The organism is Shewanella sp. SP2S2-6 (assembly GCF_031931965.1).
Lineage (GTDB): Bacteria > Pseudomonadota > Gammaproteobacteria > Enterobacterales > Shewanellaceae > Shewanella > Shewanella baltica.
Window position 1 is genome coordinate 1 of sequence record NZ_JAUOEQ010000031.1, and the last position, 16,498, is coordinate 16,498.

The 16,498-nt window shown below is 45.4% G+C and carries 19 protein-coding genes and 1 pseudogene; 17 read left to right on the forward strand and 3 right to left on the reverse strand.

The features are described from left to right. The 6 genes and pseudogenes from Q4Q57_RS17265 to Q4Q57_RS17290 all read left to right on the forward strand — a co-directional run. Window positions 1–504 (forward strand): annotated as a pseudogene (locus tag Q4Q57_RS17265) (hypothetical protein); the annotation flags it as partial. Next, on the forward strand, window positions 497–796 hold the full coding sequence (locus tag Q4Q57_RS17270) for a hypothetical protein (RefSeq protein WP_012089172.1): 300 nt from the start codon (window positions 497–499) through the stop codon (window positions 794–796). The pseudogene Q4Q57_RS17265 and the gene Q4Q57_RS17270, both read left to right, overlap by 8 nt. A 4-nt stretch (window positions 797–800) precedes the next feature. Continuing rightward, entirely contained in the window at window positions 801–1,133 is a 333-nt protein-coding gene (locus Q4Q57_RS17275; protein WP_311891517.1) for a hypothetical protein, read from the forward strand. Further along, a complete protein-coding gene (locus Q4Q57_RS17280; RefSeq protein WP_311891518.1) occupies window positions 1,130–2,038 on the forward strand; it encodes a hypothetical protein in 909 nt (302 codons plus the stop codon). Before Q4Q57_RS17275 ends, Q4Q57_RS17280 begins: the two co-directional genes overlap by 4 nt. Beyond that, the gene (locus tag Q4Q57_RS17285; RefSeq protein WP_311891519.1) at window positions 2,031–4,001 is read left to right on the forward strand and encodes a hypothetical protein; all 1,971 of its coding nucleotides are present in this window, start codon (window positions 2,031–2,033) and stop codon (window positions 3,999–4,001) included. The genes Q4Q57_RS17280 and Q4Q57_RS17285 overlap by 8 nt, the downstream gene beginning before the upstream one ends. A gap of 25 nt (window positions 4,002–4,026) precedes the next feature. After that, window positions 4,027–4,239: a hypothetical protein gene (locus Q4Q57_RS17290; RefSeq protein WP_011847761.1), complete on the forward strand. Its 213-nt coding sequence runs from the start codon at window positions 4,027–4,029 to the stop codon at window positions 4,237–4,239. On the opposite strand, the gene Q4Q57_RS17295 is transcribed toward Q4Q57_RS17290, so the two are convergent. Further along, a complete protein-coding gene (locus Q4Q57_RS17295; RefSeq protein ID WP_311891520.1) occupies window positions 4,236–5,300 on the reverse strand; it encodes a site-specific integrase in 1,065 nt (354 codons plus the stop codon). The genes Q4Q57_RS17290 and Q4Q57_RS17295 overlap by 4 nt on opposite strands. A 121-nt stretch (window positions 5,301–5,421) precedes the next feature. On the opposite strand from Q4Q57_RS17295, the gene dusA reads away from it, so the two are divergent. The 3 genes from dusA to Q4Q57_RS17310 all read left to right on the forward strand — a co-directional run bounded on the left by dusA (window position 5,422) and on the right by Q4Q57_RS17310 (window position 7,286). Then, window positions 5,422–6,441 carry a tRNA dihydrouridine(20/20a) synthase DusA gene (gene dusA, locus Q4Q57_RS17300; RefSeq protein WP_311891521.1) on the forward strand — a complete coding sequence of 340 codons (1,020 nt, stop codon included), beginning with the start codon at window positions 5,422–5,424 and terminating at the stop codon, window positions 6,439–6,441. Between the two features lie 209 nt (window positions 6,442–6,650). Next, complete coding sequence (locus Q4Q57_RS17305) at window positions 6,651–6,941, forward strand: hypothetical protein (protein ID WP_006086053.1); 291 nt, start codon at window positions 6,651–6,653, stop codon at window positions 6,939–6,941. A 144-nt stretch (window positions 6,942–7,085) separates the two neighbouring features. Beyond that, window positions 7,086–7,286, forward strand: a complete 201-nt coding sequence (locus tag Q4Q57_RS17310; RefSeq protein ID WP_311891522.1) for a PspC domain-containing protein — start codon at window positions 7,086–7,088, stop codon at window positions 7,284–7,286. A gap of 122 nt (window positions 7,287–7,408) precedes the next feature. On the opposite strand, the gene Q4Q57_RS17315 is transcribed toward Q4Q57_RS17310, so the two are convergent. After that, window positions 7,409–8,146 (reverse strand): enoyl-CoA hydratase, encoded by a 738-nt coding sequence (locus Q4Q57_RS17315; RefSeq protein WP_311891523.1) that lies wholly within the window; start codon window positions 8,144–8,146, stop codon window positions 7,409–7,411. 33 nt (window positions 8,147–8,179) lie between these two features. Here Q4Q57_RS17315 and Q4Q57_RS17320 point away from each other — a divergent pair, with 33 nt between their 5' ends. From Q4Q57_RS17320 to Q4Q57_RS17330, 3 genes are read left to right on the forward strand one after another with little or no spacing between them, the layout of a single operon-like run. Then, window positions 8,180–8,662 (forward strand): copper chaperone PCu(A)C, encoded by a 483-nt coding sequence (locus Q4Q57_RS17320; RefSeq protein WP_220592032.1) that lies wholly within the window; start codon window positions 8,180–8,182, stop codon window positions 8,660–8,662. Window positions 8,663–8,673: 11 nt separating this feature from the next. Continuing rightward, window positions 8,674–9,642 (forward strand): DUF2333 family protein, encoded by a 969-nt coding sequence (locus Q4Q57_RS17325; RefSeq protein ID WP_106649489.1) that lies wholly within the window; start codon window positions 8,674–8,676, stop codon window positions 9,640–9,642. A gap of 2 nt (window positions 9,643–9,644) precedes the next feature. Continuing rightward, entirely contained in the window at window positions 9,645–10,382 is a 738-nt protein-coding gene (locus Q4Q57_RS17330) for a TIGR04219 family outer membrane beta-barrel protein (RefSeq protein WP_006083028.1), read from the forward strand. 87 nt (window positions 10,383–10,469) lie between these two features. On the opposite strand, the gene tolC is transcribed toward Q4Q57_RS17330, so the two are convergent. Beyond that, the gene (tolC, locus tag Q4Q57_RS17335; RefSeq protein WP_006083027.1) at window positions 10,470–11,777 is read right to left on the reverse strand and encodes an outer membrane channel protein TolC; all 1,308 of its coding nucleotides are present in this window, start codon (window positions 11,775–11,777) and stop codon (window positions 10,470–10,472) included. Between the two features lie 244 nt (window positions 11,778–12,021). On the opposite strand from tolC, the gene nudF reads away from it, so the two are divergent. The 5 genes from nudF to parE are packed head-to-tail and all read left to right on the forward strand — an operon-like array spanning window position 12,022 to window position 16,471. Next, a complete protein-coding gene (nudF, locus tag Q4Q57_RS17340) occupies window positions 12,022–12,624 on the forward strand; it encodes an ADP-ribose diphosphatase (RefSeq protein ID WP_220592034.1) in 603 nt (200 codons plus the stop codon). Window positions 12,625–12,630: 6 nt separating this feature from the next. Continuing rightward, the gene (locus tag Q4Q57_RS17345) at window positions 12,631–13,071 is read left to right on the forward strand and encodes a DUF1249 domain-containing protein (protein WP_311891524.1); all 441 of its coding nucleotides are present in this window, start codon (window positions 12,631–12,633) and stop codon (window positions 13,069–13,071) included. A 15-nt stretch (window positions 13,072–13,086) separates the two neighbouring features. Beyond that, entirely contained in the window at window positions 13,087–13,926 is an 840-nt protein-coding gene (gene cpdA / locus Q4Q57_RS17350; RefSeq protein ID WP_106649492.1) for a 3',5'-cyclic-AMP phosphodiesterase, read from the forward strand. A gap of 26 nt (window positions 13,927–13,952) precedes the next feature. Continuing rightward, on the forward strand, window positions 13,953–14,528 hold the full coding sequence (locus tag Q4Q57_RS17355; RefSeq protein WP_220592036.1) for a YqiA/YcfP family alpha/beta fold hydrolase: 576 nt from the start codon (window positions 13,953–13,955) through the stop codon (window positions 14,526–14,528). Window positions 14,529–14,584: 56 nt separating this feature from the next. After that, on the forward strand, window positions 14,585–16,471 hold the full coding sequence (gene parE, locus Q4Q57_RS17360; RefSeq protein ID WP_311891525.1) for a DNA topoisomerase IV subunit B: 1,887 nt from the start codon (window positions 14,585–14,587) through the stop codon (window positions 16,469–16,471). Window positions 16,472–16,498 lie beyond the last annotated feature (27 nt).

The window sequence follows — 16,498 nt, forward strand, 5'->3', positions numbered from 1 at the left end:
GATTTTAACCGCTTTATCACATATTCGTATCCGTCTTATGTGGATGCGCTCGATTCAACCACGCCAGATTGGTCTTACGGGATTGGGTATATAAGTAACGGCACAAACGTTGCTAAAATGCACCAAACTGACGGTACTGATAATCCAAAACAGATGGTGATATCTCTTTCATCTGATACGTTCCAGACCACCAGAATTACCGCATTACCTAGCGATGGTTTGGCAATGCTATTTACACCCGCCAAAATTCAGGCCAGTTCTATCAACCCTGCATCCAACTCTTCTACATTTTTGGACTCTACTGGTCAAAACATGTGTAACAGTAATCTCCATCCTGCATTTAGAGGTTATCTGCCCGGGATGCTTCAATCCTCATTCACTGGGTATTGTGATTCACTATTACCACTGATTCGAACTGTAAATGGTGTGGCATTCTATCATATGCCTATTAATCATGTTGGTGCAGGTAATTTGTGGATTTCAACAGGTGATTGGTATGAGTGATTTTATTGCTAAACCAATCATTGAGCGTTCGAATTACCTTGTCGGGTTGTTTGAACTGGATGCCGATGTTGCTGCTGAGCGATATGCCATTTTAGACCGAGTGACTATGAAATTGATCTGGCAAGGTGGTATCAAGCCGGGTGTAATAGTTAGGCACTTGGTTCGCAAAAGCTATGCTATCAATGGCGTGATCGTGCTAATGATTGATGATAATGAAACATTCAATGCAGTGGTTGCAGATGGTGTACGTCTGCCACTTGTCAATAGTAATGATATTGAAATTGGATATTAACGGCATGAATACGGTAATAAGCGTTGCTACAAAAAACATCCTTCTTGGTGCTATCGCTATCGATAAAATTGCTATTCACAGTGGTGAGCCAGGTGCTAATGGTGTTGATAATGAATTGAGTTCGCCACGCCAAGATTGCGTTTTCTCTGCCCCAAGCAATGGTGCTATTTCATTAGTGAATGATGTGCAATTTACCGTCACTGCTGGTTCTACTGTCAAATATATTAGCTATTGGGGGGGCACAACGTTTCACTTGTCTCAGCAAATTAATGATTTGGTATACAGTGCAACAGGTACGTTTACGTTATTAAGTGCAGACACTAGGGTGTCACTATGATTATCGACCCTAAAACTGGCAAGCAAATTTTCAATGACATTGTTGAAATAACACCATTACACGCTAATGCATTGCTCGCATACAGCGCATGGGCTACTGAGCTTGGCCTCAGTGATACTGCCACTTTACCCGGCTTGGTTCAGGCTGATGATGCTGCAACGGAAATAGATATAGGGTTTCCAACAGCAATAGATGGGCTATCATCCAAAATAATGCAATCAACTGAGGGATCAATCGGTATTTATGTTGACGAACCACCGGGCTCTGTCTCATCGTCTGGTCGTGCTATAATAGCCGTTGCACCCAGTCAAGTCAGTGTACCTCGTGCCTATACATCACGCGCCACGATCAACCCTTCATTTGTTATTAACTGTAAGAGCCCCAATGTTGATAGTAAATCGTACAATGCCAAGTGGTATAAAACGGCAGATGCTGCAATTCTATTTATCAGTTGGTCGCAATACGGTAACAGCAATTTAAATAAGACCGACCTCGCGATCAAATTTTCGAGAGGTAATATTGAACTGGTTTGCACTGCGGGTACTGATGCAGGCAGTTATCTTCAGTTTTTTATCATGGACTCGACCTCTGCATCTGGTCAAGCATTAGTCGGAAATGGCAATTTTGGCAAACAGCTAACACCATCCAACACGTACCAATTCAGGTCTGTGTCACTAAAGAAAATATCTGGTCAAGTGATTGGTGAGAATGGTACCGGTATCATCACCGATATTAGAGCATATCTCCGCAGTAGTGGTTTGCTCGTTGGTTCAACCACTTCTGATAGTTCGGGTGACTACCTCATTGAAACTGCATATCCAGATGAACATTATGTGGTTTGTTTGGCTGAGGATAGTTCCGCACTTAATGCCTTAGTCTTTGACAGGGTGATCCCAATTGATTGATTTCAAGTTTCCTCAAGGGGCTTATTTCCCGCCAAACGGTGAAGCTGTAGATTTTCAGTTTTCTGCAGATCGAGTCATTGCAGTTACGTCTAATTTAACTATCAATGTTTATGAAAATTATTTGCAGGGATTTAGTTTATCTGTACAGAGTAAAGTTGAAGTTTCAACAACTGTACGCATAACCAAACCGATACAGTTAAGATTTAATACATCTTGGCTCAATGCTACATCACCGATAACTTTGCGGTTTGGTGATGAACAGGTCCCAGAGCAGCCAGATCCTATACGTGTAGGAACCATTGGAATGGCTTGCGGGGTGATTTTCAAAACAAGTGAAATTATCGAGCAGCAACTTACACTAAGCCAGCGCAGTCAATCACATGCTGCCAATGCAGTGTTTGCATGGGATAGCTTTTTTAGCTTAAAACAGCAAATTGTAATGGTATGGAATACGCCGCCATTAGCTGGCGAAATATTTGCTGTTAACTGGCAATGGAATACGCTGGTACCTTTTCAACTCAATATGAATTGGTTAGTACCAGAGGCCCATTGTCAGCAAGCCATAAGCAATTGGATAGTGCCAGAGCCGCAGCAGACAATGCTTGAAATGCAGTGGTCACAAGCCGCCGCCAAGAGCCAGCAAATTAGCGTTAAACTGCATGTCGGCGAGCAACTAGCGACTGAGATAGCGCTTAGTTATACCGACATTCAAAGCCAAGGTGATAACAAGGTTGTGACATGGGCTCCCCATGCGGCGCGTTGGGTATGTTCCAGTAAATACGTACCGCCAGTGGGTAAGGTCACGCTGCGCTTTAGTGAGCCTTGGATTAACTCAACCAGCCCAACACAGCTTAGATTTACTGCCTCACCGAACGTGTGCTACTGGGACGATGGCGGCGGCCTCATTGATGCCAATCCGCCGTTACCCAATATCGATTTTAAAATCCCGATTGAACCACAAATCCGCAGGTACTACTTAATGCAGCCAACGATCACATGCGTGCGAGTATCAGATAGTTTACCGATTGTGATCACCAGTGTGAGCATTAGCCAAAGCCGTGGACAGTGGGCGAGGTCGGTTAGCCTTGAGTTCTCAAGCCGTATCGATGCGCAGCGTGCTCACAATGAACTATTGCTGATCACCATCAACGGTTATGAGTTTTATGCCATTACCGAGCAGCCAAGCGCCAGCAAAGCCTTTGGTATTGAAACCCACAGCAGCACAGGCCGATCACGCGCCGCAGAGCTGTCATCGCCTTACCTTTTGCCTATCAGCTACACCAACACTGTATTGCGCAGCCTTGGCGGTATTATTGGTGATCTGTTGCAAAACACAGGCTGGACTGCAGAGCTAAGCGGGATACCAGATTTTAGCGTCCCTGCAGGCGCGTTCAGTGTGGGTAACAAGTCACCGATCGACGCGATTAATGAAGCAGCGAGCCAATTGGGCTGCATGATCTTAGCGGATGATGCCACCCGTAAATTGACTATCATTCCACGCTGGCCAACCGTGCCGTGGGAAATGGCAACAGCGGTACCGGACCTAACAGTGCACGATGCTGTGATCACCAATTACAGCGAATCAGTCTCCCGCAATCCTTTGTGTGATGTAGTGTGGCTGCGTGGTGAACAACAGGGGATTAGCGCCAAGGTGAAACGCACCGGCAGCGCGGGCAATATTCCTGCTGCTGATATTAGCGCTCAGTTGATCGTAGATAACCAAGCGGCGCGCATCGCTGGCACCAATGCGCTGGCAGATACAGGCGACAAGCTGAACGTCACGCTATCCTTGCCCGTCATGGTTGATTTGCCACCCGCAACGCCTGGCATGTTAATTGGTATTCGTGAAGGTGCCGAAGTCTTTAAAGGAACGTGTGACAGTTGGAGCATCCGCGCCAGCGTCAGTGATCGCGGTGATATCGATATCGAACAATCCATTACAGTGATCCGCTCAATCGCGTAACCCTGCTAACAGCCAGCGAGGCACCATGCTTAAACAACTTCAAACAGCGTTAGTACTGCCACGGATGATCATGACTGTAGCTGCAGTAAACGCCGATGGAACGGTCACCGCCAGCAGTGCCAGCGGCCACACTATCCGCGCCATTGGCTCGGGAACGGTTGGTGATCACATCTACGTACAAGATGGCAGGGTGCTAGGGACGGCACCCGACTTGCCATTTGTGGAGATAGAGGTTTAAACATCCTTATCATGCAATCGCTTAGGGAATAACTCGGTATACACTTGCCATAGTGTATTAATGTTCCTATGTCCTGTCACTTGCGCCACTTCATCAATGCTATAGCCCTTCTCAAATAGCCGGCTGGCACCTTCACGCCTTAGATCGTGATAGCGTAAATCTTCAATTCCCAATTCGTTGCGCACCCGCTGAAACCCTGCAGTAACACTGCGCTCGTTGTAGGGGAAAACCCGCGCATCATTCCTCGGCTGCTTTTGCAGTATCTCCCACGCCCCACCCAACATAGGCACCAACATGTGGTTGCCTGCTTTTTTACGTGGGTCTTTGCGGTCCCGAACGATTACGGCCTTTTGTGCCTCATCTACATCGTCCCATGTTATCCGGCATACCTCACCAATACGCATGCAACTCAGTATCGAGAAATCGAGCAAATCAATATAAGGAATATGCGCAGCTCGTTGATCTGCTCTTGCAGCTAATCCAACTTTTAACCTCTCAATCTCATCCGTAGTCGGCCGGCGAGAACGCTTCCCAGATTTAGCGATCAAGTCTTGACTATACAGTGCATCGTAAGCCTCAATAACCGAAATTTGTGAAACCTCATGCCCAAAATTTGATTTAGCGATTCGTAGCAGCCATCGGATCACGCTTACATCAACTGCAATAGTAGATGGCCCTGTGCCTGCGCTGCGTCGCAATTTACAGTGATCGATGATGTGGTGCGGCTTAATATCAGTCAGATTCAATTTAGCAATATCGCAATCCGATAACAGCCGTAAACAAAAGCGCTTCGAACGACCAATGCTGTTGTCGATGTTTTCATCTGTCAGGGCTTTGCTGATGATGCTGCCCAATGTAATAGAAGCCGTATCCTCAGTCGCAAACCCGTTTGACTCAATATCAATCACCCGATCTTTACCCCATGCCTCGGCAGCGGCATATTTGGTAAAGGTACGTTGCTCCGTGTATAATATTTTGCCGTTTTTCTTTACACGAACTAGGCAGCGATGCCGTACAGTGCCGTCGGCTTTTTCGCGTTTTTGAATGCTATAAGATGCCATGTTTTTTGGTTCCCCGAACCCCTCAGTCCAATCCATTGTGGATCACTATAGGTTCCCCGAGCAATGCAAAACATGCAAAAACGTACAAAAATTAGCAAAAATATTAACTTTTCGGATTGTAATGAATTTAGATAAAACCCAGCAACACCAAGGTTTAGCGCCTAAAACCCTCGATAGAACCTTTTCCATTGCGCCCATGCTGGATTGGACGGATCGTCATTACCGTTATTTTGCGCGTTTGATGTCGGCTAATGCATTGTTGTATACGGAAATGGTGACGACTGGGGCGATATTGCATGGTCGTGGGGATTACTTGGCATATAACCAAGAAGAACATCCTTTGGCGTTGCAGTTAGGTGGCTCTAATCCTGCCGATTTGGCGCGTTGCGCTAAACTCGCCGCTGAGCGTGGCTACGATGAAGTGAACCTCAATGTGGGGTGTCCTTCCGATCGAGTGCAGAATGGTCGCTTTGGCGCGTGTTTGATGGCTGAACCTGAATTAGTGGCTGAGTGCGTTGATGCCATGAAGCAAGTGGTTGATATTCCTGTGACTGTTAAGACACGAATCGGGATTGACGAACAAGACAGTTATGCGTTTTTAACCCAGTTTATCGATGTGGTCAGTGCAAAAGGGTGTACGGATTTTACTATTCATGCCCGTAAGGCTTGGCTTCAAGGCTTGAGTCCGAAAGAGAATCGCGAGATCCCGCCGCTCGATTATGATCGTGTATATCAACTCAAGCGCGATTATCCCGCGCTCAATATTGGTATTAATGGCGGCGTCACCACACTTGAGCAAGCGCAACTCCATTTGGCGCAGCTCGATGGCGTGATGATGGGGCGTGAGGCCTATCAGAATCCTTATATTCTGGCGCAGGTGGACCAAGTTTTATGTGGCAGCCAAAAGGCGGTGATCAGCCGTGAGGATGTGATTGAGGCAATGTTGCCTTATATCGAAGCACATTTGCTGTCGGGTGGGCGACTTAATCATATTACTCGCCATATGATAGGGTTATTCCAAGGCTTACCGGGTGCCCGTGCGTGGCGTCGTTATTTGAGCGAAAATGCCCATAAAAACGGCGCTGGGATAGAAGTGGTAAAGCAGGCCTTTCAGAATATTCAGGCTGAAGTTACAGAGTAATTCCACTCGACTTAAAAGATGGTGAAATTTACTAATTTGAGTAGTATTTTTCACCACTTGTTATTTTTCAATCCATCCCTATATCTCATCTTGTCCACATAAAATTTTTTAAAATGATTAAAATCATAATCTTAAAAATATTTTTATAAGTTGGCACGCAGTTTGTAATACTCCTTTCGTCAAGTTAATTAATCGAAAGGGATGCCATCATGTTTACGTTAACCATTAAAAAATCAGTACAAATGAGTGTGTTATTAGGTGCGTTAGTCGGTAGCGTTGCAGTACACGCAGAAGCCGCGCCAATATCGGATGTTGTCGGAACCATTGAGCAAACGCTAACTACCCAAACACAAGAAATGTTAGTCAGTGCTAAGCGTGAGTTTGTGATGTCATTGCAAACACAACTCGCTGAAAGTATTTATGACTTCAACAGTCAACTTGGCTTAAGCGCTGAGAATGAAGGTGAGTCGGCAAGTGCCGATGAATATAGCGCTAAGTAGGGGATCTGCTTATGTGGTTTGTAGCACCTTTAATGACTTTGCTACTGTTACCTGTAATTAGTCTTGCGTTGTTTTCAGGCATTATTTGCTGGTTTCAGTGGCATAGTGATAAATAAATTACAATCAATTGAGTCGAGGTTTTAGATGAAACGAATAAAAGCACGTATAGAGAGCCCAGAGCGATTAGTGTGTGGTGTTGCCGCTGGTATGGCATGGAAATTTGGGTGGTCTTGCTTTTGGGCTCGAGTGGTGTGGGCTGGGGCGACGGTATTTATGCCTGGCGTGAGTTTGTTGATTTACTTTGTTTTAGCCTTGTTAGTTGATCAATGGAAAAGACCCGTTTAAGTCTGCAGTGATGGCTTATATTTGAGGCTTGTCTTGATTGAAAAATTGAATTAATTTTTAAAGGCAACCAACAAGAGGGCCTGTGACCCTCATGCGACATGTGTGTGCATACTGCTTGCAGACTACTTCTTCAAAAAAGCCTGAAATCTGCTCTTGGCTTCATCACTTTTTAGCCTAGCGCTAAATTGTTCTAATTCTTGATGCATTTGGTGTTGTACACGATTTTTATGCGGACGCATTAATTGACGTGTGATTTGTAGGGCTTGTGGCGGTTGATTTGCCAACTTTTTAGCCTGATACAATGCATAACTGAGTAGGTCTTCATGGGCCACAATTTCGTTGATCATATTGAGTCTGTGGGCCGTCTCGGCATTAAAACTTTCGCCGAGTAGCAATAATTCAGCCGCTTTTTGATAACCCACGAGTTCGGGTAACAGTAGGCTAGCACCCGCTTCTGGCACCAATGCCAAGTTGACAAACGGTAGTTGAAATTTTGCTGTGTTATCGGCATATACCAGATCACAATGTAGCAGTACGGTTGTGCCAATGCCGACGGCTGCGCCAGAAACTGCGGCAACCAATGGTTTTTTGAGTTCCAACAGGCAAAATAAGAAACGTACAGCGGGGTGATTTGGCCCTAAGTCGCTATTTTTCAAAAAGTCTGCAACATCATTACCCGAGGTGAAGCAATTATCTTGGCCATGGAGCATAAAGGCACGAATGTCGTTGTCTGCTTCACCTTCGATCAGGTATTCTGTCAGTTGTTTATACATATTAAGATCAAGTGCATTGCGTTTATCGGGGCGATTAAAGCTGATAATACGTACGCCCTGATCATCCTGAACCTGTATATGACTCATGGGTTGTTTCCTTTACGACGACATTGGGTAGACATGGAGTTTAAGACATTGAAACCAATATTCAAACAGTTGTTTAATTGTCTAGTTTTATCTTGTGCATCATTTTCAGCGTTGGCGAGCGTGATAGTGACAGAAGGCCATGTACGCGCCATGCCTGAGACAGTACCAAATACTGCCGCTTACTTTACGCTTGAAAACCACACAGATAAAGCGGTTCGTCTTATCGGCGTCAGTACTAATGTGGCAAAGGATGCCCAATTACACACTATTATCGAAGACCAAGGCATGGTGAAGATGCGCCATGTTGAAGGTTTTGATATCCCATCCCATGGCGCATTAACGTTAACGCCGTCAGGGGATCACGTCATGTTGCTCGGCTTAAAAGCGCCATTGGTGTTAGAGCAGCAGGTTGAACTGCAATTAGAGTTTGACGATGGCGAGAAAATGGCGATTACACTGCCTGTGAGTAAGGCAGCAGAAAACGCCGCAGAGCAAGAGCATCATCACCATCATTAAGGAGTCGCTTGATGCAAATTACATGGAAAAAAGTTACCGGTGTCGGTTTATTTTTAGTATTAATCGGTTATGGCGTGAGTGTATGGTGGAGTATCGAGCCCGATCCTATCAATCCTCAACAATTAACGGCTACCGATAAAAATGTGGTCGGATACGCAACCACCACTTCGCTTATCCTCACAGTCGAAACATTGCTGGATAAGCAAGGCGGTTGGTTATCAAACGATGTGATGCCACCTTCCATCTTCATGGATAACATGCCCGCATTTGAATATGGTGCTTTGGAGCAAGCCCGTGATTTAGCCTTGATTATGCGTAAAGAGTTTAGTCGCTCGCAGTCACAATCTGCAGCGGATAAAGATTTAGGCGAAGCCCAATCTAAGCTCAATATCGATCACACTAGCTGGTTAGTGCCAAGTGCCGAAAGCGAATACCGCGATGCCATTAAATTGCTGAAGCTGTACCGTGCTCGCATGATGGACCCTAACAATCAAGATGCACAGTTTTATGCCCGCGCCGACAACCTCAATGAATGGTTGAAAGAAGTGCAAAAGCGTCTGGGCAGCATGTCACAACGTTTATCGGCCAGTGTTGGCCAAGAGCGTTTAAATACCGATTTAGCCGGCGATAATGCGGCGCGTCAATCCACGCCTAACTTGGCAAGCCATCAGGTGAAAACCAGCTGGTGGAAAATTGATGATGTTTTCTATGAGAGTCGTGGTGCTTCATGGGCCTTGCTGAACTTTATGCGCGCCGTTGAAGTTGATTTTGCCGACGTCTTAAAGAAGAAAAATGCTGAAGTGAGCCTAAGACAGATCATTCGTGAACTGGAGGCGACTCAGCAAACTGTCTGGAGCCCTGTTGTGCTTAATGGCAGCGGTTTTGGCTTAGTCGCTAATCATTCATTGGTTATGGCTAACTATGTATCCCGTGCGAATGCCGCGGTGATTGATTTAACGAACTTGCTATCTCAAGGTTAATTATGAAAAAAACTCTCCTCGCCAGTGCGGTATTAGGATTATGCATGGCCACATCAGCCCAAGCGGCCACTGTGGTCGGTTTCACAATTGGCGGTGACTACTGGCGCGCCGATACTAGCGGTACTTTTGCCGATAAAGGTCAACCACAGCAAACATTTGATTACAGTTCATCGGCTCAAGGTAGCTACTGGATTGCGGTTGAGCATCCATTGCCATTTGTCCCTAATATTAAAATCCGTGAAAATAGCTTAGATCAGAAAGGCAGCATGTCTGGTGCTGATTTCAACTTCAATGGTCATGATTTTAAAGGTAATGTGACTGCTTATACCGATCTGAGCAACACAGATTTCGTGCTGTATTACGAAATATTAGATAACGATATAGTGTCATTGGATCTCGGTGCTGCTTACAAGTTAATGAATGGCTCCCTGCGCGTGCAAGATCCTGGTCACCCTGAAGAGAAAGATGTCGATAGCGGCATTGTAATGGGTTATGCCAGTACGCATGTGGGCATGCCTGGCTTAGGTTTATACGGTTTTGCTGATTTGATGCAGGGCGTAAATGAATCAAGCGTTCACGACTATGCGATTGGTTTAGGTTGGCAGTTCGATGGTTTGGCTGTCGATACCCGTGTACGTGTAGGCTACCGTGAGTTTTTATTCGACGTGAGTAACTTCTCGGGTGTGAGTGCCGATACTAAATTTAAAGGTTACTTCGCGGGCGTTGAAATTAACTTCTAATCTGTTGATGTAACGTTTGAATATAAAAAAACCGCCTATCGGCGGTTTTTTACATCTAACAACTTTAAATCTGCTAACGGTAAGAGATTACTCTGCAATTAAGCCATTGTTGATGGCAATTACGTCATCTTCATTCAATGTACCCGCTGCTTGCTTCAAGGCAATGACCGAGTTGATGTAGCTATAACGTGCATCGGATAATTTACGTTTTGAATCGTACAAGTCACGAGTACGGTTCAGTACGTCAACGATAGTACGAGTTCCCACTTCGAAACCCGCTTGAGTGGCTTTCAATGCACTTTCTGATGAAATAACTGACTGTTCATAGGCCTTGATTGAGCTGATAGAAGCGCCTACGTTGTTGTAGTTATTACGGACGTTTTTCACAACACCACGGTAAGTTTGCTCAAGTTTTTCACTCGCTTCAACATATTGAAATTGTGCTTCATTAACTTGTGAGCTTACTTTAAAGCCTTCGAAAATCGGAATGCTTAAGTTGACACCCACACTGACGTTATCGAAGTCAGGCTCATTGATATTACCGGTTTTTTGCTCAAGACCTTTGTTGTAACCTGCATTCAAGCTTAAAGAAGGCATGTGGCCTGCTTGATAAAGCTTAATGGTTTCTTGAGCGATATCTTTACCGATACGTTGAGTCATCAAATCGACACTATTGGTTTCAGCAATCTTTAACCATTCGTTTGACGACGTTGGCGCTGGCGTTACAGCCGAGAAACGATTGGTATCTAACACGTTAATTGTCTTGTGATCGATGCCAGTGATTTCACGTAAAGCTTCATAGCTATTAGCGAGTGTGTTTTCAGCTAAAATTTCAGTGGCTGAGGCTAAGTCATATTGCGCTTGGGCTTCATGCACATCGGTAATGGCGGTTAAACCCACAGCGAAACGTTGTTTAGTTTGTTCAAGTTGGCGTTCGATCGCACGTTTTTCTGCACCTTGGAACTCGTAGTTATCTTTCGCCGTTAATACGTTGAAATAGGCTGTAGTGATACGAGTAATCAAGTTTTGTAATGCTGAAGCATAGGCGGAATCAGCTTGAGAAGCGGCTTTCTCAGCAAGGCTTAAACCGACCCAAGCACTATGATCATAAATCACTTGATTTAATTTCAGGCTACCCACTAGACCGCTTGAATCATCCTTAGGATCATTCCAAGCTTTGTCATAACCGACGTTTGCACTAATGGTTGGCAATAGCGGAGCACGGTTTTGTTCGATTTTCTCAAATAAACCATTACGCTGGGCTTGGGCTTGTAATACGAGCGGGTCGCTGGTCAGTGCTTGTTGATAAATTTGCAACAAATCATCTGCTTGTACCGCTGAAGCGGAAGCCGCAAGTGTTAATGCTGCGCATAAATTATGGATCTTAAATTTCATTTGCTGTCCTTATTAGACAAAATCCCCCCACGGAGGAATATTTTAACTTCGTTTAGACTAAGTAATGCCTTTACCAAGGCGGTTTGCGCTTCCCGACGCTTCCCGATACAGCTAAAACTTAATGACCTAGAGTCTAAGAACTCTGACACTTTCAAGTCAAATTCGAAGTGTAACAGATTTTATTTTAAAAATGTGCTCAAATTGCCTTGATTATAGGCGCAAATTCAACTTTTAAGGATAGAGTATGAAACCCCCTGTTTTTTCGCAAACGGATATTGAGATCTTAGAAAAAAAATCCCTATACCAAGGGTTTTTCTCAATGGACGAATACACTTTTAAACATAAATTGTTTGCAGGCGGCTGGAGCAAACCTGTCACCCGCGAAGTGTTTGAGCGGGGTCATGCCGTCGTCGTTCTACCCTATGATGCCAGACAAGATAAAGTGGTGCTTATCGAACAGGTACGTTTTCCTGCATTAGCAACCACTAAATCTCCTTGGCTTCTCGAGTTGGTCGCGGGTATGATTGCAGCCGAAGAAACGCCTCTGGACGTTGCGCACCGCGAATTAATGGAAGAAACCGGTTTGGTCGCTAAGCAAATGCACAGTGTGAATAGTTATCTCGCCAGCCCAGGTGGCAGCACAGAACGTTTTTATTTCTATTGGGCCGATGTTGATTCGAACGACGCTCAAGGATTGCATGGATTAGCTGAAGAGCACGAAGATATTCGATTGCATGTCCTAAGCCGCGAGCAAGCTTATCATAGTGTGGTTGCGGGCGAGATCGATAATGCGTCGACCGTCATTGGATTACAATGGTTACAATTAAACTATCAACAACTGGTTTAAGTTGGGATGAATTTGGCTACTTCGAGTCTAAAACGACGCTATAAACCCAATGTCAGTGACTTTCTTGCACTGTGCGGGCGAAATTATGGCTACATGTTGAAATGGTTACCGTTAGAGATAGCTATCGGTGAGTCATGGCGACTCGAAGGTGAGTTTGGTATATTAGTAGTGCGAATTTTAGAAAATACCAAATATACTCAATTAGTTGAGATATCACGCCCCATTGCAATCAAGGAGTTTATCAATATTCCCAAGGTGTTAGTGAGAATTTATCACGATGCTAAATTAGCAGAAGTGTTAACTGGTCAACAGATTTACCAATTACGCCCAGTGTATGATTATCCCAATGTACGTATGTATCAAAGTGATGAAAAGCACCAGGTGAATGCATTCCTGGAAGAGTTATTAAAGATTGGTTACCACCATAGTGTCGTGTGCCAGTCTTAGAATTGGGTATTCAATGTGCTGAAAGAGGCTGTCTCTTACTCCATAGCTGAAGGGGAAAGCGTGCGTATCGTGCAAGTCACAGATCCGCATCTTTTTGCCGATCCTGAAGCTCAGCTATTAGGAGTCAATACTAGCAAGAGTTTTGCTGCCGTATTAAATACAATTAGAGCTGTGGACTATCCCGCTCATTTGATGCTTGCCACGGGTGACCTAAGTCAAGATTACTCGGCTGAGTCCTATCAGCAATTTGTGAAAGCCGTCACTCCTATTGGTTTACCTTGCCATTATCTTCCCGGAAATCATGATGATCCGCGGATTATGTATCTGCACATGCAAGGTGAACAGATTTTTGGACAGCAGCGTATTCTGGCCGGAAACTGGCAAATTCTCATGTTGGATTCAACCGTGCGGGGAAAGCCCGGCGGCAATATGGCCGAGACTCAGTTTGAATTAATTGATAAAGCCATTGCCGCACATCCCGAATGCCACACTTTATTGGTGATGCACCACAATCCCATTGTCGTGAATTGCACTTGGCTGGATCAGCACTGCATGGACAATGGCGCCGAATTTATTGCGCGAGTAGCAAAGTATCCGCAGGTCAAAGGATTACTCTGGGGTCATGTACACCAATGTATCGATACCCATCATAATGGGCCTCATGGCAGCATGCAGCTAATGGCGACACCTTCCACTTGTATTCAATTTAAGCCGTTATCGCCTTATTTTGCTTTGGATAGCGTCCAACCGGGTTATCGTTTGCTGGAGTTGAGAGCCGATGGTAGCATCAACACTAAAGTGTATCGCGTACCGGGTAACCATTTTTCCCCCGACAACAACTCTAGCGGTTATTAACGCGAATAACCGCAGCCTGAGGAAATATGCTGCTTTATATTCACGGATTTAATAGCTCACCTTTTTCAGATAAAGCTGTGATGACGGCTGAGTACATGGCGCAGTATCACCCGAGTGTGACCTTTTATCAGCCGCAATTACCCAATACGCCCAAGGCTGCCATGGCACTGTTAACCACTTATGTTGAGGCGGCTGTCGATGCCAATGAGCCATTAACTTACATAGGCTCATCCTTAGGCGGATATTTTGCCAGCTATTTAGCCGAAACCTATGGCGGCAAGGCTGTGTTAGTCAATCCAGCGGTAAAACCCTTTGAATTGTTTGATGAGTTTATGGGGCCGCAATTTAATCCCTATACCGAACAGCATTATCTTGTCGTGCCCGAGCATAAGCGGGAAGTTGCTGAATTTAATACGGCTGTTATCCGCAATCCGGATCGTTTTTTGGTATTATTGCAGACGGGTGATGAAGTGCTGGATTATCGCGAAGCGCTCAATAAGTACCATCACTGCCAATTGCGAATTGAAGCGGGAGGCGATCACAGTTTTGTTGGCTACGAATCGCATCTGCAAACTGTAAGCCAATTTTTACACTTACCTTGACAAACAGACATGCCGAGCCGCAACATGGCCGGATATAACAACCTATAGCGTGCCCTATGACGAATCAATACACCTCTGACGCCATTGAAGTTCTCAACGGACTCGATCCTGTTAAACGCCGTCCAGGTATGTATACCGACACCTCCAGACCGAACCATTTGGGCCAAGAGGTCATAGACAACAGTGTCGATGAAGCATTAGCGGGCCACGCGACCAAAATTGAAGTTGTTCTACATACAGATAACTCCCTCGAAGTCACCGATGATGGCCGTGGTATGCCGGTGGATATCCACCCTGAAGAAGGCATTCCTGGGGTCGAGTTAATCCTGACCAAATTGCATGCCGGCGGTAAATTTTCGAATAAAAACTACCAGTTCTCTGGCGGTTTGCATGGTGTGGGGATTTCAGTCGTTAACGCGCTGTCGCGCCGTGTTGAAGTGACAGTTCGCCGTGATGGCCAAGTGTATGATATCGCATTTGAAAATGGCTTTAAGGTTGAAGAGTTACGCCCAACGGGGACCTGTGGTCGTCGCAATACTGGGACTCGAGTGCATTTTTGGCCCGATGCGAGCTATTTTGATTCGGCTAACTTCTCAAATTCAAAACTGATTTATCTACTTCGTGCTAAAGCGGTACTGTGCCCAGGTTTACGGATCAAATTCACCAATAAACAGACAAACGAAGTCCATGAATGGTTCTATGAAAGCGGCCTAACTGATTATTTGAAGGCAGCGATTGGCGACAATTTAAGGTTGCCAGAAGAGCCGTTTGTCGGTTGTTTTAAGGGCCAGCTAGAAGCCGCTGATTGGGCCATTACTTGGTTGCCTGAAGGCGGCGAATCTATTGGCGAGAGTTATGTTAACTTAATTCCGACTCCGCTCGGTGGTACCCATGTGAATGGTTTTCGCCAAGGTTTATTGGAGTCAATGCGCGAATTTTGTGAGTTCAGAAACTTAATTCCCCGCGGTATTAAACTGTCACCCGAAGACATTTGGGATCGCGCCGCATTTATTTTGTCGGTGAAGATGCAAGAACCGCAATTTGCTGGCCAAACCAAAGAAAAGCTTTCGAGCCGCCAATGCGCTGCATTTGTGTCTGGCGTAGTGCGTGATGCCTTTTCCCTTTGGTTGAACTCTAATACTGAACTCGCTGAATCGTTAGCCGAAATGTGCATTAATAACGCCCAGAGTCGGTTAAAGGCCGCTAAAAAAGTCGCCCGTAAAAAGGTGACTTCAGGGCCTGCACTACCGGGTAAGCTAACGGACTGTAGTGGCCAAGATCCGATGCGCGGAGAGTTATTCCTCGTGGAAGGGGATTCTGCGGGCGGTAGTGCGAAACAGGCCCGCGATCGCGAGTTTCAAGCCATTATGCCGCTGCGTGGCAAAATCTTAAACACCTGGGAAGTCGATGCTTCACAAGTATTAGCCTCACAGGAAGTCCATGATATTTCGGTCGCAATTGGTTGCGATCCCGATAGCAGTGATATCTCTGAACTGCGTTATGGCAAGATTTGTATCCTTGCGGATGCTGACTCGGACGGACTGCACATTGCTACCTTGTTATGCGCGCTATTTTTGAAGCATTACCGTATCTTAGTTGAACAGGGTCATGTGTATATTGCCATGCCGCCGTTGTTCCGTATCGATATCGGCAAAGAGGTGTATTACGCCTTAGATGAGGCTGAAAGAGCGGGAATTTTAGATCGCATTGCCGCTGAGAATAAAAAGGGTAAGGTACAAGTCACCCGCTTTAAAGGCTTGGGTGAGATGAATCCTTTACAACTTCGTGAAACAACGATGGATCCGAACACCCGTCGTTTAGTACAGTTGACCATAGATGATATCGAAGAGACAGATGCTTTGATGGATATGTTACTCGCTAAGAAGCGTTCGCCGGACCGTAAAAACTGGCTTGAAGATAAGGGTGACATGGCTTTACTTTAATGTTGTGCACTATATTGCCGATAACAA

What these genes read in the sequence shown, in the direction of transcription:
- Q4Q57_RS17270 (WP_012089172.1), top strand. Translation starts at nt 497, where the DNA reads ATGAGTGATTTTATTGCTAAACCAATCATTGAGCGTTCGAATTACCTT.
- Q4Q57_RS17275 (WP_311891517.1), top strand. Translation starts at nt 801, where the DNA reads ATGAATACGGTAATAAGCGTTGCTACAAAAAACATCCTTCTTGGTGCT.
- Q4Q57_RS17280 (WP_311891518.1), top strand. Translation starts at nt 1,130, where the DNA reads ATGATTATCGACCCTAAAACTGGCAAGCAAATTTTCAATGACATTGTT.
- Q4Q57_RS17290 (WP_011847761.1), top strand. Translation starts at nt 4,027, where the DNA reads ATGCTTAAACAACTTCAAACAGCGTTAGTACTGCCACGGATGATCATG.
- Q4Q57_RS17295 (WP_311891520.1), bottom strand. Translation starts at nt 5,300, where the DNA reads ATGGCATCTTATAGCATTCAAAAACGCGAAAAAGCCGACGGCACTGTA.
- dusA (WP_311891521.1), top strand. Translation starts at nt 5,422, where the DNA reads ATGAATTTAGATAAAACCCAGCAACACCAAGGTTTAGCGCCTAAAACC.
- Q4Q57_RS17305 (WP_006086053.1), top strand. Translation starts at nt 6,651, where the DNA reads ATGTTTACGTTAACCATTAAAAAATCAGTACAAATGAGTGTGTTATTA.
- Q4Q57_RS17310 (WP_311891522.1), top strand. Translation starts at nt 7,086, where the DNA reads ATGAAACGAATAAAAGCACGTATAGAGAGCCCAGAGCGATTAGTGTGT.
- Q4Q57_RS17315 (WP_311891523.1), bottom strand. Translation starts at nt 8,146, where the DNA reads ATGAGTCATATACAGGTTCAGGATGATCAGGGCGTACGTATTATCAGC.
- Q4Q57_RS17320 (WP_220592032.1), top strand. Translation starts at nt 8,180, where the DNA reads ATGGAGTTTAAGACATTGAAACCAATATTCAAACAGTTGTTTAATTGT.
- Q4Q57_RS17325 (WP_106649489.1), top strand. Translation starts at nt 8,674, where the DNA reads ATGCAAATTACATGGAAAAAAGTTACCGGTGTCGGTTTATTTTTAGTA.
- Q4Q57_RS17330 (WP_006083028.1), top strand. Translation starts at nt 9,645, where the DNA reads ATGAAAAAAACTCTCCTCGCCAGTGCGGTATTAGGATTATGCATGGCC.
- tolC (WP_006083027.1), bottom strand. Translation starts at nt 11,777, where the DNA reads ATGAAATTTAAGATCCATAATTTATGCGCAGCATTAACACTTGCGGCT.
- nudF (WP_220592034.1), top strand. Translation starts at nt 12,022, where the DNA reads ATGAAACCCCCTGTTTTTTCGCAAACGGATATTGAGATCTTAGAAAAA.
- Q4Q57_RS17345 (WP_311891524.1), top strand. Translation starts at nt 12,631, where the DNA reads ATGAATTTGGCTACTTCGAGTCTAAAACGACGCTATAAACCCAATGTC.
- Q4Q57_RS17355 (WP_220592036.1), top strand. Translation starts at nt 13,953, where the DNA reads ATGCTGCTTTATATTCACGGATTTAATAGCTCACCTTTTTCAGATAAA.
- parE (WP_311891525.1), top strand. Translation starts at nt 14,585, where the DNA reads ATGACGAATCAATACACCTCTGACGCCATTGAAGTTCTCAACGGACTC.